Source organism: Petralouisia sp., assembly GCF_056822245.1.
Genome location: NZ_JBQIOP010000004.1, coordinates 19,845 through 44,567 on the forward strand (window position 1 = coordinate 19,845; position 24,723 = coordinate 44,567).

19 protein-coding genes and 1 pseudogene are annotated in these 24,723 nt (G+C 46.2%); 4 read left to right on the top strand and 16 right to left on the bottom strand.

What is annotated here, in order from left to right; all coding sequences use genetic code 11:
• Position 1: 1 nt before the first annotated feature.
• Entirely contained in the window at positions 2-451 is a 450-nt protein-coding gene (locus tag ACTO17_RS02630; protein ID WP_482556797.1) for an RrF2 family transcriptional regulator, read from the bottom strand.
• 231 nt (positions 452-682) lie between these two features.
• On the opposite strand from ACTO17_RS02630, the gene ACTO17_RS02635 reads away from it, so the two are divergent.
• On the top strand, positions 683-2,029 hold the full coding sequence (locus tag ACTO17_RS02635) for an oligosaccharide flippase family protein (RefSeq protein ID WP_482556798.1): 1,347 nt from the start codon (positions 683-685) through the stop codon (positions 2,027-2,029).
• Here ACTO17_RS02635 and ytvI read toward each other — a convergent pair.
• The 15 genes and pseudogenes from ytvI to ACTO17_RS02710 form a co-directional block, all read right to left on the bottom strand.
• Positions 2,026-3,147: a sporulation integral membrane protein YtvI gene (gene ytvI, locus ACTO17_RS02640; protein WP_482556799.1), complete on the bottom strand. Its 1,122-nt coding sequence runs from the start codon at positions 3,145-3,147 to the stop codon at positions 2,026-2,028. The two genes, ACTO17_RS02635 and ytvI, sit on opposite strands and share 4 nt — an antisense overlap.
• 67 nt (positions 3,148-3,214) lie before the next feature.
• Entirely contained in the window at positions 3,215-3,964 is a 750-nt protein-coding gene (locus ACTO17_RS02645) for a peptidylprolyl isomerase (protein WP_172538229.1), read from the bottom strand.
• A 35-nt stretch (positions 3,965-3,999) separates the two neighbouring features.
• A complete protein-coding gene (locus ACTO17_RS02650) occupies positions 4,000-4,734 on the bottom strand; it encodes a Fic family protein (protein WP_482556800.1) in 735 nt (244 codons plus the stop codon).
• Between the two features lie 139 nt (positions 4,735-4,873).
• The gene (locus ACTO17_RS02655; protein WP_172538227.1) at positions 4,874-5,686 is read right to left on the bottom strand and encodes a metal ABC transporter permease; all 813 of its coding nucleotides are present in this window, start codon (positions 5,684-5,686) and stop codon (positions 4,874-4,876) included.
• Positions 5,683-6,435, bottom strand: a complete 753-nt coding sequence (locus ACTO17_RS02660) for a metal ABC transporter ATP-binding protein (RefSeq protein WP_172538226.1) — start codon at positions 6,433-6,435, stop codon at positions 5,683-5,685. The genes ACTO17_RS02655 and ACTO17_RS02660 overlap by 4 nt, the downstream gene beginning before the upstream one ends.
• Before the next feature lie 107 nt (positions 6,436-6,542).
• On the bottom strand, positions 6,543-7,517 hold the full coding sequence (locus ACTO17_RS02665) for a metal ABC transporter substrate-binding protein (RefSeq protein ID WP_482556801.1): 975 nt from the start codon (positions 7,515-7,517) through the stop codon (positions 6,543-6,545).
• Positions 7,518-7,716: 199 nt separating this feature from the next.
• Positions 7,717-8,298 (bottom strand): annotated as a pseudogene (yihA, locus tag ACTO17_RS02670) (ribosome biogenesis GTP-binding protein YihA/YsxC); the annotation flags it as partial.
• A gap of 15 nt (positions 8,299-8,313) precedes the next feature.
• Positions 8,314-10,626: an endopeptidase La gene (lon, locus tag ACTO17_RS02675; RefSeq protein ID WP_482556802.1), complete on the bottom strand. Its 2,313-nt coding sequence runs from the start codon at positions 10,624-10,626 to the stop codon at positions 8,314-8,316.
• 11 nt (positions 10,627-10,637) lie between these two features.
• Positions 10,638-11,903 (bottom strand): ATP-dependent Clp protease ATP-binding subunit ClpX, encoded by a 1,266-nt coding sequence (gene clpX / locus ACTO17_RS02680; RefSeq protein ID WP_172536096.1) that lies wholly within the window; start codon positions 11,901-11,903, stop codon positions 10,638-10,640.
• A 161-nt stretch (positions 11,904-12,064) separates the two neighbouring features.
• Positions 12,065-12,649 carry an ATP-dependent Clp endopeptidase proteolytic subunit ClpP gene (clpP, locus tag ACTO17_RS02685; protein ID WP_172536095.1) on the bottom strand — a complete coding sequence of 195 codons (585 nt, stop codon included), beginning with the start codon at positions 12,647-12,649 and terminating at the stop codon, positions 12,065-12,067.
• Between the two features lie 81 nt (positions 12,650-12,730).
• Positions 12,731-14,023 carry a trigger factor gene (gene tig / locus ACTO17_RS02690; protein WP_482556803.1) on the bottom strand — a complete coding sequence of 431 codons (1,293 nt, stop codon included), beginning with the start codon at positions 14,021-14,023 and terminating at the stop codon, positions 12,731-12,733.
• 146 nt (positions 14,024-14,169) lie between these two features.
• On the bottom strand, positions 14,170-18,591 hold the full coding sequence (locus ACTO17_RS02695; protein WP_482556804.1) for a coiled-coil domain-containing protein: 4,422 nt from the start codon (positions 18,589-18,591) through the stop codon (positions 14,170-14,172).
• Positions 18,584-19,297, bottom strand: a complete 714-nt coding sequence (locus ACTO17_RS02700; RefSeq protein ID WP_172536092.1) for a DUF6063 family protein — start codon at positions 19,295-19,297, stop codon at positions 18,584-18,586. The genes ACTO17_RS02695 and ACTO17_RS02700 overlap by 8 nt, the downstream gene beginning before the upstream one ends.
• Position 19,298: 1 nt before the next feature.
• Positions 19,299-20,912, bottom strand: coding sequence for a hypothetical protein (locus ACTO17_RS02705; protein ID WP_172536091.1), 1,614 nt, complete (start codon positions 20,910-20,912; stop codon positions 19,299-19,301).
• Positions 20,913-20,934: 22 nt separating this feature from the next.
• Positions 20,935-21,954 (bottom strand): Wadjet anti-phage system protein JetD domain-containing protein, encoded by a 1,020-nt coding sequence (locus ACTO17_RS02710; protein WP_172536090.1) that lies wholly within the window; start codon positions 21,952-21,954, stop codon positions 20,935-20,937.
• Positions 21,955-22,784: 830 nt separating this feature from the next.
• On the opposite strand from ACTO17_RS02710, the gene ACTO17_RS02715 reads away from it, so the two are divergent.
• The 3 genes from ACTO17_RS02715 to ACTO17_RS02725 all read left to right on the top strand — a co-directional run bounded on the left by ACTO17_RS02715 (position 22,785) and on the right by ACTO17_RS02725 (position 24,691).
• The gene (locus ACTO17_RS02715; protein ID WP_482556805.1) at positions 22,785-23,216 is read left to right on the top strand and encodes a GNAT family N-acetyltransferase; all 432 of its coding nucleotides are present in this window, start codon (positions 22,785-22,787) and stop codon (positions 23,214-23,216) included.
• Positions 23,217-23,371: 155 nt separating this feature from the next.
• On the top strand, positions 23,372-24,082 hold the full coding sequence (locus ACTO17_RS02720; RefSeq protein WP_482556806.1) for a recombinase family protein: 711 nt from the start codon (positions 23,372-23,374) through the stop codon (positions 24,080-24,082).
• Between the two features lie 123 nt (positions 24,083-24,205).
• A complete protein-coding gene (locus ACTO17_RS02725) occupies positions 24,206-24,691 on the top strand; it encodes a hypothetical protein (RefSeq protein WP_482556807.1) in 486 nt (161 codons plus the stop codon).
• Positions 24,692-24,723: the final 32 nt, after the last annotated feature.

Consider the following 24,723-nt stretch of genomic DNA (forward strand, 5'->3'; position numbering starts at 1 on the left):
TTTACACCTCTGTCTTAGAATTCTCAGTCTGCCTTTTGCTTTCCTTCACCAGTTCTCCAATATAAATGCTGTTCACCGTATCATTGATGCTGTCGTTGATCCGCTTCCAGACAATTTTGCTGACGCATTGGGAGGAGCCGCTGCATGACGTCTCTTTGTTATCGTCAATTCCCGCACATTCTACCGGGGTCAAATCCCCCTCCAACACCCGGAGCACATCTCCCACGGAAATTTCCTCCACCGGCTTTGCCACCTGGTAACCGCCGTTGATGCCCCGGACGCTCTTTACAAGCCCAGCCTTTTTCAGCTTCGCCATCAACTGTTCCAGATAACTGACGGAGATCTCCTGGCGCTGTGCAATGCTGTTTAAAGAAACCGGTTCTTCTTCTCCGCAGACTGCCAGATCAATAAAGGCCCGCAGCCCATATTTTCCCTTTGTAGATAATTTCACCCTGTCACCTCTATTAGAAATGCTGTCCTTTTGCCCAATACAAACATACCCTGACCACAGTTTGCACTGCCTGCCGGTTATCCCTTTTTTAATCCCGAGTATTTTAGTCGGAATTTAGTACAATCGCATAGTACCATGATTTTATTCTGCTGTCAAGTTTATTTTTTATGTATTATGGTTCCCGTTTCCACATACATTGATAATAATCTTCAATAGAATTATGGTGACTTTATGAAATTAACTTCCATGCGCAGCCATCCTCTGATTACAGGCACACTGCTTTTGACACTGTCGGGGCTGCTTTCCCGGCTGATCGGCTTTTTCTTTAGAATATTCCTCTCTCAGCGAATTGGTGCAGAGGGGATGGGAATTTATCAGCTCACCTTTCCCATTCATGTACTCACAATTTCCCTGACCTCCTCCGCCATACAGACCGCCATTTCCCGGTTTGTGGCGCAGGCTGTCATCGCTTCTGACAATCCCGGCGCAGACTCCGGCAAAAGCCGTTCTTTCTGCAATGACAAGTGCTACCTGACTGCCGGGCTGACGCTGTCCTTATCTCTTTCTGTTTGCTGTATGGTTTTTCTGTACCGGTTTGCCGGTTGGATTGCCGTCAGCTTCTTAGAAGAGCCCAGGTGCGCGCCGCTGCTTCAAATCCTGTCCTTTACCATCCCCTTCGGCGCCATCCATGCCTGCATCAACGGCTACTTCTACGGCTTAAAGAAAACCTTCGTTCCGGCCGCTTCCCAGCTGCTGGAGCAGGCGGCGCGGGTTGCCAGCGTATGGCTTTTCTTTGAAATCTCCATGGAAAAGCACAATGCCATTTCTTTAAGCCTGGTAACCTGGGGCATGGTAGTGGGCGAACTGGCCGCCACTTTGTTTTCCGTCAGCTTTCTGCGCCGGAAAAAGAATCTGGGCAGCCGCCTTCTGGCCATGAAACAGATTTTTTTCATGTCCTTTCCTTTAAGCGCCAACCGGGTTCTTGTAAACATTCTGCAAAGCATGGAAGCTGTTATGATTCCGGGGCAGCTCAGGCTCTACGGCTACACCAACTCTGAATCCCTAAGCGTGTACGGCATTCTCACCGGCATGGCCCTGCCTATGGTGCTGTTTCCTTCGGTGCTCACCAACTCCGTATCGGTCATGCTGCTGCCTGCCATTGCGGAGGCCCAGGAAAAAAAAGAACACCGTTACATCCTGACCCTGATCAAAAGAACCTGCTTCTACAGTCTGTCTCTGGGCTTTGGATGCACGATGCTGTTTCTGTTTCTGGGACGATGGATGGGGCAGTTCCTGTTTGGAAATGAGCTTGCCGGCACCTTTATTGTCATTTTAGGATGGATTTGCCCCTTCCTGTACCTGTCCACCACCCTGCACAGTATTTTAAACGGACTGGGAAAAACCACTTCCACCTTTTTCCTGAATGTGACAGGACTTGGAATCCGCATTGGTTTCGTCCTGTTTCTGATCCCCGCGGCCGGCATCAAAGGGTACCTGTGGGGAATTCTGTTCAGCCAGGCGGTCATGGCTGCCGGCGCGCTGTTTTTACTGCTGAAAAGGAATTCTTACCGAAATTAAAATTTCCGGAACTCATTAATGTCATTCACAAGCTCCCGGACGCAGCGAATCTGATTTTCAAATACGCCGGCCTGATACAGATTAATTAAAATCATTCCCAGGGGCACTGCAATGATCATTCCTGCAATGCTGCTGACTTTGTAACCGATATACATAAAAATCAGCGTTGCCAGAGGATTCATGCCAATGGTGTCTCCCACAATTTTGGGCTGAATCACCTGCCGCACAATCTGAGTCACGGCGTAAAGTATCATCAGGCCGATGGCAATCTGATAATCGCCGGACAGTATTTTAATGGCTGCCCAGGGCCAAAGTACGGTTCCCGTCCCAAAAAAGGGCAGCATATCCAGAAATGCAATGAGAAAAGCCACCAGCAGCACAAAGTCTACCTTCAGAATAAAAAGTCCGATCACCAGCAGTACATAGACCACGCCCATGATCTTAAACTGCGCTTTGAAATAACCTCCCACTACCCGTTTCAAATCATTGATCACCCCTGCCGCCTGATTCCAGACTCCGGAGGGGGCGGCCTTTTTCAGCTCCGCTAATATTGCATCCCGCTCCGCGGTGAAGAAATAGGCGGAAAGAAGGCTCATAATTATGGCGACCAGTGTCCCCGGCACATTTTTGACAAAATTCCCTGCCGCGTCAAAGGTTGGTTCTCCGATGGCCTGAACCAAACCGCCCAGGTATCCAGTCAGCTCCGTACCGGTTTCTTCCAGATTTTCCTGGGTGTCTTTGGGCAGGCGGTGATAAAATACTTCCAAATTCTCACCGATTTCCTCAAAATCTTCCTGAAGGTTGGCATACATCTGGGGAAGGTTGGTAATTAAATGCCCTGCCTCTGTCACCAGACGGGAAATTCCTAAATAACCCAGTCCGATGACAGCCGCCAGTACGCCGATAATAATCATCATAGAACCGTGTTTTCTGACAATTTTCACTCTTTTTTCCAAAAAACGCACCAATGGATTGGCTATCATGGAAATAATCCACCCAATCACAAAGGGCATAAAAAATACCAGAAATTTCGGCAAAAGAAAACACAGACATAAAATGGTAACCAAAGCTACCATTAAGTTGACCAGTATTTTTAAATATTTCGTAGACTGTTTCATGCTGCTGCTCCTGTTTCCCGCCGGACTTCTGCGATTCAAAAACCGGCAGAAGCCGGCAGGCATTTTTCTACCATTCTTTACGCTCTACTCCATAAGCCGTTTCTAATTCCTTTACTTTGGCGTCATAAGCCTCCTGCTGCCTGCCCTGAATCAACTGCTGATGAATCTGAGCCTGCACCTCTTCAAATGGCCGGACACTGGCTTCCTTTTTATCCTCCACCAATATCAGGTGACAGCCGAACTGGGTTTCCACCGGCCCGAGAACCTTTCCGATTTCTCCCTCAAAAGCTGCTTTTTCAAATTCCGGCACCATCTGCCCTTTGGTGAAATATCCCAGATCCCCGCCTTTGTCTTTGGAGGGACAGGTGGAGTATTTCCCGGCCGCTTCTTCAAAGCCAAGGCCCTGCTCTATCTCTTTTGCTACTTTTTCTGCCTCTTCTTTTGACTCAACCAGAATATGTTTCGCGCTGACCTGAGGTTTCTCCTGAAAAGCCGTCTGGTTTTCCTCATAATATTTCTTCTCTTCCTCTTCGTCGATTTTGATTCCCTCCACCACGCTGGTAGCCGCCATATGACTTGCTAATTCTACTTTTAACTTTTCTACCATTTCTTCATATTCCTGAGATTTGGTGATCCCTTCTTCCACCGCCATCCTGTGGAACAGATGAAAGGCGATTAACTGCTCCAACACCTGCTGCTTCGCCTGGGGACTGGACATATAAATCTGCTGCTCCGGCGGATAATTGCTGATAAGATGATTCAGCTCCTGTTCTGTAATCTCATGTCCTGCTGCTACTGCTAAAATTTTTTCACTCATGTTCTCTGCGCTGTTGCGCTTCCTTTCTATATAGTTTATCTCAATACCATTGCAAGATATTCGTCTAACCGGCATTCTTCCAGTTCTGCCACTAATTCTGAAAACAACCCCAAATTGCCGTCCACCGCATAGCTTTCCAATGCTTCGTAATATTCTAACCGATTCTCTTTCGCAATGGAAACAGGCAGAAAGCCCTCTGACATCAACTGGTAATTCATCAACAGCCTTGAAGCTCTGCCATTCCCATCCAAAAAAGGATGAATCTTCACAAATTCCGCATGTGTCCAGGCCGCATATTCAATTGGGTTTAACTGCTTTCTTTTCCAGGACAAATCAGCGTAAAAGTTCTTTATCTGGATATACATATCATTTCCGGCAGGAGGAACATGGGCCGCTCCGCTGATGCGTACCTCCTGATTCCGATAAATGCCTCCGGTCATAATATTCTCCATCAGCATATAGTGAATTTCTTTTGCAATCTCTTCTGTCATCTGCTGATGGGAGGCAACACATTTTTTCACATATCCATACGCCTTTTTATGATTTACCACCTCATAAATCTCTCTTAACGATTTCCCTCCGATAGAAATTCCATCCTCCAGAATGACTTTTGTTTCCATCAAAGTAAGAGAATTCCCTTCTATGGCAGTGGAATGATGGGTAAATGTGAGTTCAAAGTCCTTCTCATAAGAAGAAAGCGTCAGAGAATGAATCTTATGTCTGCCGGCTTCATACTTCTGTTTCTTTGATAATATTCTCTCATAATCCATCCTGTTTCTCCTTAAATAACCACAAAAACCCCTGTCTCATGCTATTCTACCATAAGGAAATACGTTCGTAAAGACAGGATACGGCAATTGAAAAAAATCCCGCTGCAGCAACATCGAACACAGAAATGCAGCGAAATTTTTAAAGATTATGTTTCCTTCCCCACACATAGGTCACAAAATAAATCACCGAGGCCAGTATCACGATGGCCGGCCCCGTAGCCACATTGACATGGTAGGAAACCACCAGTCCCAACACGCCGGAAAATACCGAAAACAAAATGGAAAAAAAATGATACTCCCGCATCGTTTCAGAAATATTCCGGGCAGAAGCAGCCGGAAGAATCAGCAGAGCATTGATAATCAGAATTCCCACCCATTTGATGGACACCATTACAATCAATGCCGTCAGCACCGCAAAGAGATTTTCCATCCAGGCTGCGGAGATATGACGGCTTTTGGCCAGTGTCCGATTCAGGCTCACAGCCAAAAGTTTATTGAATCCAAACAGCCAGAATACAAGTGTGATCAAAAAAATCAAAGCAAGATATAATATTTCCTGAGGCGTAATGCTTAAGATATCGCCCACCAGGATACTGGAATATCTGCTGAAATTCCCGCCTTTGGACAGGATTGCAAGCCCCAGCGCAATACTGAAGGAGGAAAACACAGAAATCACCGTATCTGTGGACGCCGCCACACGGCTGCTGATCTGATTCAGCAGCAGCGCAAACACAACGGCAAATATCACCATGGAAAGATTGGTATTTTTCACGCCAAACACCACACCCACGGCAATGCCTGTCAGTGCGGAATGACCCAGCGCATCGGAAAAAAACGCCATTTTCCGGTTGACAATCATCGTTCCCATCAGCCCGAACAAAGGCGTAATAATTAAGACTGCCAAAAAGGCATATTTCATAAAATCATATTGTAACCAGGAGAACATTTTCATTTCTTAATCTTACTCCTTTCTGCCTGAAATACTTCGGCAAACTCCTGGCTCTGGAACACTTCTTTCACACTTCCCTGCCGCAGCACTGTTTTATCCAGAAGAATTACCTGATCCGCATACCGTCTGACATACTCCAAATCATGGGAAATCAGAATAACCGCCAAATCGTAATTTTCCTTGAGCCGGTAAATGGTCTGATAGAACAGCTCCATGCCGTTTTGATCGATTCCTGAAACCGGTTCATCCAACAGCAGCAGATTAGGAGAATCCAGGATAGCCATGGAAAGCAGCACCCTCTGCAGCTCCCCGCCGGACAGGTTGCAGACCTGCTGATCCAACAAATAATCTGCCTCAAATATTTTCAGGCACTCCTGGATTTTTTCTGATATTTTCCTGCTTTTTCTCAGAAAAACCGGCGCATTGCTGTGATAGGCAGCAATCATATCATAAACGCTGACAGGCGTCTGCTTCTCAATATTCAACGCCTGGGGGACATAGCCGATTTTCAGTTTTTGAATCTTTCCGTTTTCCCGATCCTTGAATTCAATGGTTCCCGTATGCTCCATTTCTCCTAAAATTGCACGAATCAGCGTGGATTTTCCTGCTCCGTTGCGCCCAATCACTGCATTTAAGCTGCCGCAGTGAATGTGCAGGTTGATATCCTCTAAAATGATCTGCTGCCCCAGCGACACCCCGAGATGTTTCACCTTAATGCAGTGAAGCCCGCAGGGTTTTATTATTTTTTGCATGTTTCATCTCCTAATCTAAGTCCTGAAATTCCGTCTCCTGAGTGAACCTTTCCTTCCAGGGCCTCCGCTCAGTTTCCGGAACAAATCTGTCCTTTCAGGGCCTTCGCTCAGTCTCCGGGATAAACCTGTCCTTCCAGAGCCTCCCGCATTAAATCAATATTTTTCTGCATGGCCTTCAGATAGCTGTCCGGATGATAGTCTCCCCGCACCAGCATATCCAGATAGAACACTTGGCATTCTGTCTCCTGTTTCACTGTCTCACCCATATCTTTCCCATATAATTCCTCTGCCAATACAAGTGATACCTGATTTTTCTCCATTTCCTCCAGCAAATCCGCCACTTCTCCGGCGCTGACCTGCCGCTCTTCATCCAAATCCAGGCAATATGCCGTATGCAGGCCATACTGTTCTGCCGTATATTCATAGGCTTCATGAAAAATCACTGTGCTGATCCCTTCTGGATGATCCGCCCGGATTTCCTCAATCTGTCTGGTCAGTTCTTCTACCTTGGCGCAGTATCTTTCCCCATTTTTCTGATAAATCTCTTTATGCTCCGGATCTGCCTGACTGATAAAATCTGCAATATTCTTTACCATCTCCGCATATATTCTGGTATCCATCCAACCGTGGGCGTTCCCCTCTCCGTGATCATGAAGCTCTTCTGAATGAGCATCTTCTTCTGAATGGACATCTTCCTGCATCAGAGCTATTCCGTCTGTAATCTGACGGATTGCAAGCTTTGGATAGGCCTCGCCCACTTCTGTCAGAAACCCTTCAATTCCGCCGCCGTTTACCAAAAATAAATCTGCTCTGGATAACAGAATCATATCCTGGGGCGTCAGCTGATAGTCATGCATACATCCCGTTTGAGGTTCACTGAGATTTTCCAGAAGGATTCCCGGGCTGTCTCCCACCACATTTTCCGCAGCAATATAAACGGGATAGAAAGATGTGACAATCCTGATTTCCTCTCCTGCTTTGGTTTTCTCCTCCAGCTGCAGATATGCCTTAGTAAAAATACCGCTTGCCAAAGCAATGGCAAGCAGCATGCAACATACAAACCAGTATTTATTTCTTTTCACGCTTTCCTCCCTTTTTTGCAGATTTTTTTTTCTTTCCTGCCTGTTCCTTTTTCTTTTTCTGTCTTAATTTCTTAGGGAGATCCGCAGCTTTCCTTCTGGGTTTTCTTGCCGGAGCTTCTGCGGCTTTTTCCGGTATGGCGCCGGTTTCATCGGCAAAGCCAATTTCTCCTGCGTCAGAAATGTCTTTTTCCCCGGAAAATCCCAACAGTTCATCCATATAATCCCAGATTTCTTCTTTTCCCTGTTTGGTCAGGGCGGAATAGGGAAACAGCGGCGTGCCGCTTTTTAAATTCAGTCCTTCCTGAATCATTCTGATATGCTCCGGCAGCTTTCTGCCGCTGACTTTATCGGATTTGGTTGCAATAATAATCGGATTAAAGCCCTGATATACGATCCAGTCATACATCTGCCGATCGTTATCGGAGGGTTCATGGCGAATGTCAATCAGTAAGAAAACGGCCTTTAACTGTCTGGACGTATGCAGGTAATTCTCTATCATTTTTCCCCATTTTTCTTTCTCACTGAGGGTTATTCTGGCATACCCGTATCCGGGCAGATCCACCAGATACATACTGTTATTAATATTGTAATAATTGATGGTCTGGGTCTTTCCCGGCTGGGCGGATGTCCGGGCCAATGCCTTCCGGTTCATCAGGCCATTAATTAAAGAGGACTTTCCCACATTGGATTTCCCGGCAAAAGCCACCTCCGGTTTGTCTGTATCCGGCAGCTTACTGGTAATACCGCATACTGTTTCTAATTCCACTGATTTAATGACCATTGCTTCCCTCCTGTATCATTTCACCAAAGCCACATCCAATACCTGTTCCATATTTTCCACAAACACAATTTCCAGTCCTTTTTTGATTTCCTGGGCAATCTCGCTGATATCCGGCTCGTTCTTCTTCGGCACGCAGATGGTCTTGATTCCCGCATTTTTGGCTGCAAGTGTCTTTTCCTTCAGACCGCCGACGGGAAGCACTCTGCCTCTCAGCGTAATCTCTCCTGTCATGGCCACATCTTTTCTGACCTTCCGTTTGGTGATGGCTGAGAGCATGGCGGTAGCCATGGTAATTCCGGCGGAGGGCCCGTCTTTGGGCACGGCCCCTTCCGGAATGTGGATATGAATGTCCCATTCCTGGAAAAATTCCTTGTCAATTTCATACTGTTCGCTGACGGAACGGATATAACTGATTCCCGCCTTGGCAGATTCCTTCATCACATCGCCCAACTGGCCGGTAAGCTGAAACTCTCCCTTGCCCGGCATAATATTTACCTCAATCTGCAGGGTATCCCCTCCTACACTGGTCCAGGCCAGACCGCGTACAATTCCGATTTCATCTGTTTCATTTATTAAATCATAATTATATTTTTCTTTCCCAAGTAATTTTTCCAGACTGTTCTCTGTTATTTTTACCGTCTTTTTATTTTTCTGATATATCTCGCGGGCAGCTTTTCTGCAAATCTCACCGATTTTCCGCTCCAGGTTGCGGACGCCGGCTTCTCTGGTATAACCGCGGATCAATTTCTCCAGGGCATTGTCGCTGATGGACAGCTGCCCTTCCTGCAGACCGTTTTTCTCCATCTGCTTGGCAATTAAATGTTCTCTGGCAATATGGGCCTTTTCATTCTCTGTATAACTGCTGACCTCAATAATCTCCATACGATCCAGCAATGGCCTTGGAATGGTCTGCAGGGAATTGGCTGTAGCGATAAACAGCACCTCTGACAAATCCAGGGGCAGCTCCACATAGTGATCCCGGAACTTGCTGTTCTGTTCGCTGTCTAATACTTCCAACAGGGCAGAAGCCGTATCCCCTTTGTAATCGCTGCTGATTTTATCTATTTCATCCAAAAGCATCAGCGGGTTGCGGACGCCGGCATTTTTCAGTCCATTGGCAATCCGGCCGGGCATGGCTCCCACATAAGTTTTCCGGTGGCCCCGGATTTCCGCCTCATCCCGGACGCCGCCCAAGCTGATTCTCACATATTGCTTATCCAAAGCCCGGGCCACAGATTTGGCAATACTGGTTTTGCCTGTGCCGGGCGGGCCCACCAGACAGATAATCGGGCTGTCGCCTTTTTTGGTGAGATTCCGCACAGCCAGAAATTCCAGCATACGCTCTTTTACCTTTTCCATTCCATAATGATCCTCGTCCAGAATCCGTTCTGCATCCTCCAGCTTCTTGTTGTCCTTAGAGGCCCGATTCCAGGGAAGCTCCAGAATGGTTTCAATATATCCGCGGATCACTGCGCTTTCAGAGGAATTCATGGAAACATTCTTAAAACGCTCAATCTCTTTTTCAAGCTTTTCCTTGACTTCCTGGTCTGCATCCAGTTTTTTACATTCTTCCAGATAGTTGTCTGCCTCGGATACGGTATTGTCCTCTCCCAGCTCCTCCCGGATCAGCTTCATCTGTTCCCGCAGAATGTATTCCTTTTGATTCTTGTCAACTTTTTCTTTTACCTTGGTCTGGAACTCTGTTTTGATCTGGATAATATTAATCTCATTCAGAAGGATAATCATCAACGTTTCATACCGCTCCTGTATGGTCTGCGCTTCCAGAATCTTCTGTTTCTCTTCAAATCCCACCGAAAGATTGTTTCCGATATAATCCAGCAGCTTCTCCAGATCTGTAATTTCCACCATCTGTCTTGCAAGCTCTTTTCCATGCTTTGGATTCATCAGGCAGTAACGGGTAAAGGTTTCCTGAATTCCGCGGATCATGGCGGCCTGAATCTCTGCCGGAAGCATCTCTTCTTCCCGCTGCAGAGGCTCCGCCTCTGCAACCAGATATTCTCCCCATTCCATTTCCTTCAGGCGGGCGCGGGTTTCTCCTTCCACCAATACCCGGACAACATTATTCTGTAATTTAATTACCTGCTTAATGACAGCAATAATGCCGATGCCGTATAAATCTTTCAGTTCCGGTTCTTCTTTCTCAACATTTCTCTGGGTTACCAGAAAAACGGTCTGATCTTTCATCATTGCAGCTTCCACTGCCCGGACGGATCTGCTTCTGCTCACGTCAAAATGTGCCACCATACCGGGGAGTATGGTCATTCCCCGTAGTGCCACTGCCGGAATATTTCTGTTCTCTTCCTTCATTTTATCTCTCCTCAGGCAGATTTGCTTTCACTGCCAAATGCAATTTCCACTGCCCGTTCATGTTCCACGGCTGCCTTTGTAATATTGCAATGGGTAATTGATTCATCTGAAGGCACCCGGTACATCAAATCCATCAGCACCTTCTCCACAATTGCCCGAAGTCCTCTGGCCCCTGTTTTCCGCTGCAAAGTTTTCTCGGCAATTGCCTCAATTGCCTCCTCTTCAAAGGTAAGCAGTACGCCGTCCAACTCAAACAACGCCTCATACTGGCGGATCAGAGAATTTCTCGGCTCTTTTAAAATCCGCACCAGGGCATCTTTGTCCAGGGCGTCCAGAGAAACGGTAACCGGAACGCGTCCTACAAACTCCGGAATCAGCCCGAACTTCACAAAATCCTGGGGCAATGCCTGTTTTAAAATCATACCCTGATCTTTCTCTCTTTTATCTGCAATTTCTGCGTTGAAGCCCATCGACTTCTGATCCATCCTGTTTTCCACAATTTTATCCAGACCTTCAAAAGCCCCGCCGCAGATAAACAGAATATTTGTAGTATCTATCTGTAACAATTCCTGCTGAGGATGCTTTCTCCCGCCCTGAGGAGGAACGCTGGCCACTGTCCCTTCCAGGATTTTCAGAAGAGCCTGCTGAACGCCTTCGCCGGATACATCCCTGGTAATGGATGGATTTTCCGATTTCCTGGTGATCTTATCAATCTCATCAATATAGATAATGCCTCTCTGGGCCCGTTCGATATCATATTCTGCCGCCTGAATGATTTTCAGCAGTATATTTTCCACATCTTCCCCCACGTAACCTGCCTCAGTCAGCGCAGTTGCGTCCGCAATGGCAAAAGGCACATTTAAAATACGCGCAAGGGTCTGGGCCAACAGCGTTTTTCCGCATCCGGTAGGCCCTAACATCAGAATATTGCTCTTTTGCAGCTCCACACCCAGATTCGGCGGCGCCAGAATTCTTTTATAATGATTATATACAGCTACGGAAAGAACCTTCTTGGCCTCTTCCTGCCCAATAACATATTCATCCAGGAATGCTTTTAACTCCACCGGCTTCAGAAGATTTATTTCTTCCAACTCTTCCTGCTGCTGCGGCATCGGTTCCTCTTCTTCTAATAATTCTTCTTCAATAATCTCTGCGCAGATATCCACGCATTCATCACAGATATACGCACCGTTGGGCCCTGCAATTAATTTGCGTACCTGTCCGTCTGTCTTTCCGCAAAAAGAACAGCGGATTCTGTCATCCAATCTTCCAGCCATTTCTTCACCCCATTATTCCATTTATTTTTATACCCGCAGTCAAATGATCCGCCGGCAAATTCCTATTTTTTAAAAAATGGCAAATCATCCGGCATATAAGTATGCGCCCGAGTATAATATTCACACAGGGGACAGTGGCAAAAGCGCGCTGTCCCCTCATTCTACTTTCTGTTTGTAATTACACCATCAATCAGGCCGTATTCTTTTGCCTCCTCCGCAGACATATAATTGTCCCGTTCGGTATCCGCTGCAATCACATCATACGGCTTTCCTGTATTCTCAGATAAAATTGTATTCAATCTGTGCTTGGTTTTCTGAATATTATCTGCAACAATCTGAATATCTGTTGCCTGTCCTTTTGCTCCGCCAGAGGGCTGATGAATCATAATCTCTGCATTGGGAAGGGCAAAACGTTTTCCCTTTGTTCCTCCTGCAAGCAAAAATGCTCCCATGCTGGCTGCAAGGCCAATACAGATAGTTTCCACATCGCACTTGATATAATTCATGGTGTCATAAATTGCCAGGCCGGCAGTTACCACCCCGCCCGGAGAATTGATATACAAATGGATATCTTTTCCCGGATCTTCCGATTCCAGAAACAAAAGCTGCGCCACTACCAGGCCGGCGGTTACTTCATTGACTTCTTCTCCCAGAAAAATGATCCTGTCTTTCAGCAGTCTGGAATAAATATCATAAGACCGCTCGCCTCTGCTGGTTTGTTCTACGACATAAGGCACTAAACTCATTCTAACTTCCTCCTTATTTTCAAATCCCCGGATACAGGACATCCGGCTCTTTAGCCGTCTGCAAATCCTGTCTCTGTTCTATTATTCTGCCTGTTCTTCCGCTTTCTCCACAATCAGCTCTACTGCTTTCTGAACAGCCAGGTCTTTCTTCATGGATTCCTTCTCACCGTCTCCCATGTACTCTTTCAGCTTATCCGCTTCCATGCCGTACATTCCGGCCATCTTCTCAATCTCTGCATCGATATCCTCTTCAGATACTTCGATGTTCTCTGCTTTGGCAATTGCCTCCAGCACCAGGCCGGACTGAATCTGCTTCAATGCATCCGGACGCATCTGCTCTGCCAGCTTCTCTTCTGTCATTCCGGTAAACTGCAGATACTGCTCAAGAGCCATACCCTGCTGTGCAATTCTGCTGGCAAAATTGTCAATCATGGAATCCACCTGGGTGTCAATCATGGCATCCGGAATTTCCATCTGTGCATCTTCTACAATCTTCTGGATTGCTTCTTCCTCTTTTGCACGTTTTGCTTCGTTCTCCTTACGCTCTGTCAGCTTCTTCTGAACGCTTTCCCTGTACTCCGCAAGAGTATCAAATTCTGATACATCCTGGGCAAATTCATCATCCAGCTCCGGAAGCTCCTTGGTCTTGATTTCATTGATCTTAACCTGGAACATAGCCGGCTTTCCTGCCAGTTCCGGGGCATGATATTCTTCCGGGAAAGTAACATTAACGGTTACTTCTTCGCCTGTATGTTTACCAATCAGCTGCTCTTCAAAGGTATCAATAAAGGAATGGGAACCGATAACCAGAGAATGATTCTCTCCCTTGCCTCCTTCAAATGCTGCGCCGTCTGTAAATCCTTCATAATCAATTACTGCGGTGTCTCCCTCCTGAATTGCCCGATCCTCTACAGTAATCATTCTTGCATTGCTCTCCCGTTCCTTCTCTACCTCAGCAGTAACTTCCTCTTCTGTAACGGAAACATCTGTCTGTTTCACAGCAACGCCCAGGTATTTTCCAAGGGTAACTTCCGGTTTCACGGCAACTTCCGCCGTGAAAATAAAATTCTTCCCTTTCTCTAACTGTTCCACGTCAATGGACGGACGGGAAACGATTTCCAAACCGGATTCTTCCGCAGCCTTGGGATATTCTTTGGAAAGAAGATCGTTCACAGCGTCATCATAAAAGATTTCCACGCCGTACATTTTCTCAACCATATGTCTCGGCACTTTGCCTTTGCGGAATCCCGGAAGGCTGATTCTGCCTTTCATCTTCACATATGCCGCCTGGATTGCTTTCTCCAGTTCTTCTGCCGGAACCTCTATGGTAAGTTTTGCCATATTCTTCTCCAAATTTTCTACCTGTACGCTCATTCCTATTATTTCCTCCTTAAATATATGTCGTAATCCTTATAATATTTTCCAATTATAAAGCTGATGCTTCTACTCACAATCATTTTGAAATTATATCACACTTCTATCGAAAATACCAGAACTTTTTTTCCTTATTTTAAATCGCGTCAGAACACCAATTCCTGCTGCACCACCTCAATCTGGGACACGCTCAGTTCCTCCGGCTCGCTGCCCCGCATATGCTCGCCTTTCAGGTACTGCATGCCCTGGCGGATGCCTGCCGCTACCAGGTTCAGCACATAAATATTGTCAAACCGGTTGTAAATGGATTCCCCGCCCAGCCCGGTCAGGCAGATCAGCTGGGTATTGGTCTTTTTCGCCATATCCATCAAAGGCTTCAGCAGATGGGAGGCATTGGTCTGGGCAAAGGGATTGTCCATCAGAAGCACCTTGCCCTCGTTTCTGTCTGCAAATATATCTGACTCATCCCTGCGCATATAATACAAAAGGCTTGAGAGGATGACAAAGGCTGAGAGAAACCCTTCCCCGCCGGAATTTCTGGCAACCTCCGCCCAGGTAATCGGGTACTCCCGCTGCTCCTCCACCTTGTACAGCCGGATCTGCACGTTTCCGATTCCCACCGTCGTGTCATACAGGTTCCTTGTGGTCATCTGAATGCCGAAATACTCCTGGGCATTCTCATTTCTGTCAAAAATTGCTATGCCCTTCTGGGTCAGCTCATCAATAAAATCCTCCAGCCTTAAATGGTAAAGGCTTTCATTTTCCTCCCAGGAGGGAAGCTGGAGCTTTAACATTTTCACCGGACGCTCCCGAATGGCAATGGTGGAATTATGGTCGATTTTTCCAAGGTTCTGGTGCACCTCCTGGAGATATTCCTCTAAAAGCTCCACAATCTTATTTTTCTCTTTTTCCACCAGGGAAATGTCCACCTCCAGTTTCTCCATCAAGCTCTGATAAGACTGTATGGTGGTGTCCAGCTGCCGCTGCACCTGTTCGGCATCTTTGGACAGTTCCAACATGGCTTCCAAAGGCTTCCGGTAAAAATCCTCCTGAAACTGCTCCAAACGCACAACCGCGTTTAATACATACACCAGCTGCTCTCTGGCTTCCCGCTGATCGCTCCGGTATTTATTGTAATCCCGCAGTAAAATCCCTTTAAAATTCCGAAGGCTGCCTGCATCCATTCCTGCAAAATCTTCCTGCCATTCCAGTGCTTCTTTCACCGGCAGCTCACTGTATTCCGCAAGGGCGGTCAGGTTCTCATTGTAGCTGTTCAAACGGTTCTGCAGCGATTTCCCAACTTTTTCCAGTTCCCTGCGCTGATATTCCAGCTGGTTTTTGCAGGCTTCAAAATCCTCGCTGCGGATTTCTTCTTTGGGCAGCGGGCAATCCTGGCCGCATTCCTCAGTCATCCGTTTGATACGCTCCTGCATCTGCTGGGTCAGCAGCGCTGTCTGCTTATCCTCCTCATTCCAGAGGCTCTCTTTGATTTTCAGCTTCTTTCTGCGGTCCTCCAACTGGATTTCCTGGTGCGTTTCCTCTCTGCGGCTGTAAACAATACCTGCCCACTGGTCTGAAGTCAGACGGTATTTTTCAGACAGATGGCTTAATTCCCCGCAGGCTTTCTGGTAGCGTCTGCCGCTTCTTAATTCCTGTTCCTCCAAAGACTGAATTTCCCGGGAAACAGCTGCGGTAACCGCCCGGTATCTGGCTTCTAATTCCGGCACCTCTTTTGGCAGCCTTCTTTTGATTTCTTCCGGAAGCTCCTGCAGGCTCTTTCCTTCATAGCTCTGATACAGGCCAAGCTGCTCCTGCTGCTTTTCCTGTTCCCGCTCCAAATCCGACTGGCGGTTGCGGAGGGTCTGCAGCTTCTCCTGAAGCTTTTCTTCCTTCAGCCTGGATAATTTCTGGCTCTCGGCCAAATGCTGCTCTTCTCTCTGGCACTTTTCCTGCTGCCTGCGGTCCTCCTGATACGCTTCATAAGCCTTTAAGACTTCCGCAAAATCCTGGTTCTTCTGTTCTAAAATCTCCGTCTGCTTTTCTGCAGTTCTGATTTCCCCTTCCAGGCCGGAAATTTCTTCCTGCAGGCCGGAAAGCTCCTGGGAAGCCTGCCGGATTTCCTGTTCCAGTTTTTGAAGCTTCTCTTCCGATTCCTGAAGCTGCTTTTGATTCTCCTGATAATTGTCCCTGCAGACCTGCTGATTTTTCACCTGCTCCTTCCAGGCGAAATAATCTCCGTATTCCTTCCTGCGGATGGCTGCCATTTCCTGCTTTTTCTCAATTTGACGCTGGATTTGGGCTAAAAGCTGCTGCAGTTTTTCCTCATCCAGAAGATTCTCATTAAACAGCAGGTAAAACCGGATGCCGGGAAATGCTATCAGATTGCCGTTCTTCTCTTTTCCCTGCTGCTCCAGGCTCTTTCTCAGCACAATCGGAATGGGAAATCCTGTGGGAATGCTGCCGGTCAGCCGGGACAGCTTCTCCGCTTCCCCCTCTGACAAAATCAGCGCATAGGGCAGGAACGGATGGCTTCTTACCAGCTCCCGGTTCTTCTGCCGGGAATAGCCGTTCTTTTTCAGCCACTCCATGCCGTAGACAATGTGGATACCGGCTTTTTCAAATTCCGCTGCCAGTTCCGGAGGCAGCTCCAGGACTTTGCCCTCGGTAATCCGCTGATATTCCTTCTGCAGTTCATTTTCTTCTTTTTCCAGATTCCGTCTCAGACTGTCAATCTCCAGAAGTTTCCGGTCTGCCGCCTGGAAAATTTTCGCTTCCTCAAATAATGCGGATTCTTCCAGTTCCAGATATTTTAAAATATCCCTGCGATCCGCAAGCTCTTTCTCATAGAGCTCCTGCAGGTTTTGCTGCTGTTTCCTTGCCGCGGCGGCAAAGGCTTTCTCCTCGTTCCGGCGGTACTGGCTGCGTTCCAGGCTGATTTTTCTGTTTTTTGCCTGCTCCAGTTCCCGGTTTTTGGAGGTTTTCAAACGGATTTGTTCTTCTATGGATCTCCGGCAGACCTCTCCAAAAATTTCAAGGCTTCCCGGCTCATATTCTCCCAGGATATTTCTGAGAAGTTGCTCCTGATAGCGGGCATTGAACTGCTCTTCTGTTCTGTCAAAGCTTCTGATTCTGCTTTTTAACTCTCCGGCCCGCAGCGCGTTTTTCCGCAAAGATTCCTCCAGTTCTTCCAGCAGCTTCTGCTCTTTTTGTATCTCTTCGGCAGTTTCCTTCCTCTGACGCTGATTTTCTTTCAGACTGGCCCCGACGTTTTCCAGGGCGGACTGATAATGACGGCAGAGAAGGGCGCCGATTGCCTTTCGTTCCGGCTCCAGATCCTTATCTTTCTCCCTGGCCACCGCAAGCTGCTGAGCGGCCAGCTCCCAATCGGCTTTTTCCTCATTTACTGCTTCCTGCTGCCTTGCGCAGAGAAACAGATTCAGGGTTGTCTGTATTTTTTCCGCTTCCCGTTCCAGGCCCTCTTTTTCCAGTTCAATCATATCCCGGTTGCTTGCATGGAATTTCTTTTCTTCCTCCAGGCGGTAATATTCTTCTGACAATTTCTCGTAATTCAGCCGTTCCATCTCCTGGCGGAGCTGTTCTGCCTGCTGCCGATTCTCCTGCTCTTTTCCTGCATATTCCTGATGCAGTGTTTCCAATTCCTGCCGGAAGCAGGCAATTCTGTTTTCCTGAGCCCCCACCTTCCGGCCGTTCTCCCGGTATGTCCGGTTTTTCTCTTCAATCTGTTCTGCTTTCTCCTGAAACAGACGGATGGTGTCCCGCCGCTTGATTTTTGACTGGTTATCCTTGTACTGGCCCACATATTTTTCCAGAATGGACTGGAATTCCTTCATTCGGTTCCGTTCTTTGTTCAGCTTATGTTCCACCGCGTCCAGAAACCATTTTTCCACCAGGCCCTTTTCATCCTTACAGTCTGCAAACAAATCGGACAGGCCCGATTCTTTCAGATTTACTTTTTTAATAATGGTTTCCCATTCTTTATAATTAATCTGGTACTCTGCCAATTTTTCAAAATACTGTCTGGACTGGGCATGGTTATTCATGTCAAAGCTGAAAAAATTCACCGCCCGATCTCTTTTGTAGCTTTCAAACAGCTGACGGCAGGCGGCAAAATTCTTGAGGAGCATTTCCCGTTTTCCCTTTTCCACCACAGGCAGACGGTGAATGTCCTGCAGACAGGAGCCTTTGTATTCACTGATAAAATTCACCATATCCAGATTTTCCAGGTTTCCCTCCTCCACCTCCTGGCTTTTGCGCACCATCATGCCTGTCATCACATATCCGGCTCCCTGCTCCAGCGCCCACTCCACCAGGATAAACGAAGGCTTTCCGGTGGTAAAATAGCTTTCAAATGGACGGTCTTTGGCGTCCCGGTACCGTTTGTGGACAAAGGGAGCTGTCATCATCTGCACCAGCACGGATTTCCCGCCGCCGTTTCTTAAGGACAGCAGCGTACTTTCCCCGTTAAAATGAAAGGTTTCGTCGCTGACGCGGATATTGTTATTGTTGTAATTGATATTAATCAGCCGTACCGCATTGATTTTACTCATGATTCTCTCCTAACACCTTCAGGATTCTCTGGTAATTGTTCTGATTTAACAGATTCCAGTCCATAAAGCTGTCCAGCTTCCTGGTGGTTTTTATCATTTCATCCTGCTCCACGTATTCAATCAGGCCCTGTTTCTGCAGAAACATCAGGATATGGTACAAAAATCCTTCCTTGGTGGTTCTTGCACGGGTGGATTTTTCATCGGAACGAAGAGCCTCATAGGCTTCCATCATATTGGAAAATGCAATGCCCTTCTGCTCTTCTTCCTCCTCTGAAACATTCTTAACCCCTTCCTTCAGCCGTTGGGAAATACAGTTCTGCAATTCGCCCACCCGCATGTATTCCCTGGATTTACTGCTGCTTCCCTGCCCGTCAAAAAATTCCACCAAAAGGGTAAGAATCACAAACTGGGACAGATAGTAATCCTTATCCGTACCGTTGGATTTACATAAGACCGCCTTCAGCTGAGTCTTGGAAAAGCCCAGGAAATTATTTTCCTCCTTGGGAATCAAATAAATGACATTGCCATAGCGTTCAATGTTGCACATGGCAATCTCCCCCTGGGATTTCACCAGGTTCTGCACAGACTCCTGCTCTGTGTAAGCCCGGTACAGCGCCTGCTCTTCCTCTTCCTGCAATTCATGATGCTCTAACAAATAATAGAAAATTTCCTGGCTCTGCCGGATCTCCTCACTTTCGTAGCCCATTTTAATCCTCCTCTGTAATTCGAATCCGCACATTGGAACACCGAATGGTTTTTCTCTCCCCGTACTCGTCCATCACATCCGGAAACACAACCACTGTTTTGTCCTCGCTCCGATATGTTTCTATTTTAACAATCCTTAAGAATTCCCGGCAGTTCTGGGTTAAATGCAAAAGCACCAGATTCAGCTGAAACTCTCCGGACTGCTCCTGGATATATTCGCTCTGTTCCTTCCGAAGGGCCGGAAGATCAATTTCTTTATTCCGAATCAGTTCCACCATAATTTCTTTGAATATTTCCACATTGGGAATCAATATCTTCAAATCTTCCTCTGACGTCTGTCCGGCAATCTCTTCTAAGGAAATTTCTCCCGGCTTTGACGCCTGCCGCAGCAGATAAGCAATGCTCTGCTCATAACGCCGTAATTTCTCCCGGCGGAGCATTTCCTGTTCCCGTTCCCACTCACCTGAATCGAAATCCATCAGTTCCGCTGAATCTGTCTCTGCCCTGCCCCGCAGAGGTTTCTGCAGCTGAAAGGCCCGGTTCAGATTATAGATCCTGTCAATTTCCTGGCAAAACAAGGGACGCAGAAAATATTCCAGTCGTTCCAGCGCCTCCGGCTGCTCCAATATCCTGTCGTACAGCTCTGTCCGCATGGGAAACCGCCGGATAAAGGACATTTGCGACAAAGCCTCCAGTTCTTTCGTGTATAAGGATTTCAGGTCAAAATGGCTGTTTAAAATCTTCTGATGTTCATCTATGGTCCGGTTTAAATATTTCTCAATTTCTTTCAGATGATTCAGCTTTTCTTCCTCTTTTTCTGTCAGCCGGCGCACATTGATGTTGGACTCCTCCAGCTCCTTTGCCCTGGTTTTCACCAGTTCCCGGTAATTCTGGAATTTCTGCTTTGTGTCGCTGATGGTTTCCAAATTTTCATTTAAAATTTCCTGATAATCCTTTACCGAATAATTCAGCGCATTCCGGCGGATTTTGCCCATGGCTTCCTGAATTTTCTGAAGCTGGATACGCAGAAGGTTGAAAACATTCTTGATTTCATCCACTGCCTTGTCGTAACTCTGCTTCTCAAGATGCATCTGGAAAATCATTTCGTGGATGGTCAGCTTCATATTATTTTCAATTTCCAGTGTGGATAAAAGAAGATTATAACCGTCGTCGGTGAGATAATAAGAAGTGCGCTTCACATCCTGCTGACTGTACACAATCCGGTTGGCCACATAGCTGATATTCATCTGCTGATAAGACTTCTGTTCAAAGTTAAACCCGGAAAAATACATGACTTTTCCTTCGTTGGAAAGAATTACATTTACAATGAAATCCCCCAATGTGCGGCACTCCTCAAATGTCATGCTTTTCTGAAAATACTGCATGTTGACATCATCAATGTAGGCGCCGATATCATCCATGGTGCAGCGCTCTTCCTTCAAGGACTGTTCCATAATATACAAAAGCACTGCAAAAATCATATTGAACTGCTCGTCCATAGTCTGAAATTCATATTTTTTCCAGGTGGCCTTCTGGATGCTGTTTTGCACTAAAACAGCATATAGTCCCACGTTTTTCATCCGCCTGGGAAAATGCTTTAAAAATTCGTACTGCATACGTACTCCTCTGCTTGAAAAATCACTCAAAACCCGGATCTCTTACCGGTGAAATATCTTTAAAATCCCGTATATTTAAAATTTCCTGGGGAATGTATTTCCCCAGCTCCAGAATCTTTTTCATGCGGGCTGTGGTATATTCCGGAAAATATGTAAAAAAATCTCCTTTTAAATTCTGGTTCTGACACTCCCTGGCATCCGGCAGGCTGTCTGACCTTTCTGCCTTTTCCAGCATTTTCTCATAAGCCGCAGGAAAGGGAACCGGCATCCTGCCTGCTTTGCACTGTCTGGCAAGGCTTTCATAAATTCCGATTCCCTCATAATCCAAATCGCCGAAATAATAGATTTTGTTTCCTTCTTCTTTCATATAAGGCTCTGCAGAAAGGTCAAAATCCCGGAAAGATTTCACAATCCGTTTTCCTCCGCCGTAAATAAGCGTTCCGAATTTCCTGCCTAACACACCGTCATGCCCTTCCAGCATAAATTTCCGCATACTGAAAAACGTGTCTTTGTTTTCCAGAATCAGCAGGTTCTGGGGAACTTCCCTGGTGTGGGAATAATAAGCGAAAGGCTCCGCCGTCTCATACAGATTCAGAGTATCTGGTTCTATTTTGCACCGTTTCAGGATTTTCATGCCCTGTTCTCTGGTAAGAAACTTCTCGCGGCTCCAGATTTCAAAGCTGCGTTCATTGCAGGATACCGGCTGATTCAGCAGCAAACGGTTTTCCTTCAGATAACGGTTCAGCATCAAAACCCAGGGTCGGTCGGCCTGATACGCCTGCAAATGAGAAAGATAATATTCTATGGAAATCAACGGCTCCAAGCCGTATTTCAGTTCCTCCTCCAATTCCTGGCCGGAAATCTCCTGCTCCTCTCTGAGCCAGTAGGCAAGGGACAGCGCAGGCCTCTTCCCGTTGGTTCCGGCCTTTTTCACCGGTTTTATCCTGCCCTGTTCCAGTAAGTTCATAATACGGGCATATTGCTGTTGGTAGGAATCATTGGAATGGGCTGCTAAAAGCTCTTCCAGAGAAATTCGTTTCATAGATGGTTTTGGGCTGCATGGGCTGCGGATGCGGCGGTATAAAGTTTTGCTGATACCGCAGGATTGGGCAGCTTCTCCTTCTTGTCTGATGTGTTCAGTATACTATTAAAATGGGAATATTTCAAGGAGAATTGATTTTTGTTCTTTATTTTTGGGGAGGTTGTTCTTTTGAGTGCATGTATTTGAGGGACGGAAAAGCCGGGCTGCCCGGTTTGTGTGTCAAAGGGCAATCCGGTAGTTCTGTCCGTATCCAAATATAAAACGTTCGCTCTAGGAACGCCCGTGAACTGTTTGCTTTGAGGAAGGGCAGCCCGGCTTTTCCTGTGTACCCAAATAATGGTTTGTTCGGCTGATGTTGGATAGTGCGGAGGGGTGACTAACAAATACAAATAAGAAAGAGACTTCCTCAATCCTTAAAAGGCTATGACACTATCGGTTATAGTCTTTTTTCATGCGGTAATTACCGTCTAAAATGAACTCCTATTCCCACAAGCGGAGAAATATCCAACAACAATATTACGCAATCCAATCTCCCGACAATTACTCCAATGCGCATCAGAGTGTCCGGATAGGGAACAGAAATACAGCCAGCTAGAAAACGTGCATTTGTCAAAGAGCGCAGAAACTAAACCGATTAAAAGAACTGTCAAAAATGTATGCCCTCTTTGCACCAATCCAAGCCACCTATAAGGAAAGCCAATTTCTCAAAGGCAGAGCAGAACGAAACGGAGAGAGGAAGAAATTTAATGAAAATCTGATAGAAATATGGGTGTGATTGTGGTATTCTTTTAACTGTACAAATCAAAATTTTATTGTAAGGGAGAAAACATGTGGAATATAAGGAAAATGTGTTGGATTATGAGGAGTATTGTAAGTTGAGGGAAAGTGTTGGGTGGTTGCTTTTTCCAAAGGAGCAGACACAAAAGGCACTTACCAATAGTCTGTATACGGTAATTGCTGTTAAGGATAGCCAAACCGTTGGTATGGGAAGATTGATAGGTGACGGAATGTATTATACGATAGTAGATATTGTGGTACAGCCGGATTATCAGAAACAAGGTATAGGTAATAGAATTATCAGTATGATATTAGAATTTGTTGATAAAGAAACACCAATCGGCGGACGTTCCAGTATTCAACTGATTGCAGAAAAAGGAAAAGAATCATTTTATGAAAAAATAGGATTTAAGCCAATCCCCCATGAATTTTGTGGTTCAGGTATGAGGAAAGTTATTCGCAAAAAGGCACTATGTAGGCACTGAAAAAATGGAAACGGTATTCAAGCGAATAGCCGAAGAACAAATAACAAAAAGGGTTAAGGAGATAGCGGAAAACAGCGGAAATTAGCAGTGGAAACGGAAAAGGGAATATAGTATAATAGGAGTTGAGGAAGTCCCTTTTCATTAAGGAGGACGACATGAAAAGGGCAAAACTGAATAACGACAAAATCACTGCTTTATATTGCAGGCTTTCCAAAGATGACGGCACGAACAATGAGAGCATGAGTATCAGCACACAGAAAACCATGCTGAAAGATTATGCAAAGTGCAACGGTTTTCTGAACTGCCAGTTCTATGTTGATGACGGTTACAGCGGTACGAACTACGACCGCCCCGCTTTCCGACAGCTTATCAGGGACATACAGGACAGCGAAATGTCAACGCTCATCACAAAAGACCTGTCACGACTGGGGAGGAATTACCTTGAAACGGGTACTTATATCGAGATTTTTTCCTCAACCATAACGTGCGGTACAATCAATGACGGGGTGGACTCCATAGACAACGCACAAATGGATATTACACCATTCCGCAATATCATCAATGAAATGTACGCAAAGGACACGTCAAGGAAAATCAAGAGCGCACTCCACGCAAGGAGAATGCAGGGCAAGTATATGGCTACTACCGCCCCATTTGGTTATCAGAAAGACGAGAAAGACCATAACCACCTTGTCATTGATGAAGTAACCGCCCCCGTTGTGGAACTGATTTTCTCAATCGCCGAGGAGGGTGTGGGGCTTCACACTATCTGTAACTGCTTGCGTAAGGCCAAAGTGCTAAAACTGAGTTTTTATAAAAAGGAACTGTTTGAGCGTTTTATGGACGAGGAAAAAATGTATGACTGAGATACTGCCTATGTCAGTCAGATATTATTAGACAAGACTTTCTACTGCTGTACCAAATACCGTAAGTTTGGAAAAGACGGGTGTTCATCACACAACATTGAAGCGAGGACGGTTCACGAAGTTGTGCTTGCGGATATTCAGAAACACGCAGGACAGGCATTGACGGACAGGAAAGCAATGGTAACGGAAATTGCGGAGCGTCTTAATCTCCAAATGTCAACGGACAAGGCACAGCAGAAAAAGGAACCAAGGCAATATAAACAGCGAGTGTCGGAGATTGAAAACCTGTATGCCAAACTGTACGAGGACTTGACAAGGGAACTGTTAACCGAAAAGCGTTTCCAAATGTTGTCGGCAAGGTATGACAGCGAGCAGGAAGAACTGACGGCCAAGATAAAGGAACTTGAAAAAAGTGCAATAGCGGACAAGGAGCAGTTATCTTCCATAGTGCAGTTTGCGGAGCAGATAAGCGTTTATGCAGGAATAACAAAACTCAATTTTAAGATAATCAATCAACTGATAGAAAAGTTTTTTCTATACAATACGGGCAGTAAATTATTTTTAACAAAATTTCCAGTACACAGACAATTCAGAGTTTCCTTCTTCTAACCTGGACAAATCTGAAAAACACGATTAGAAAA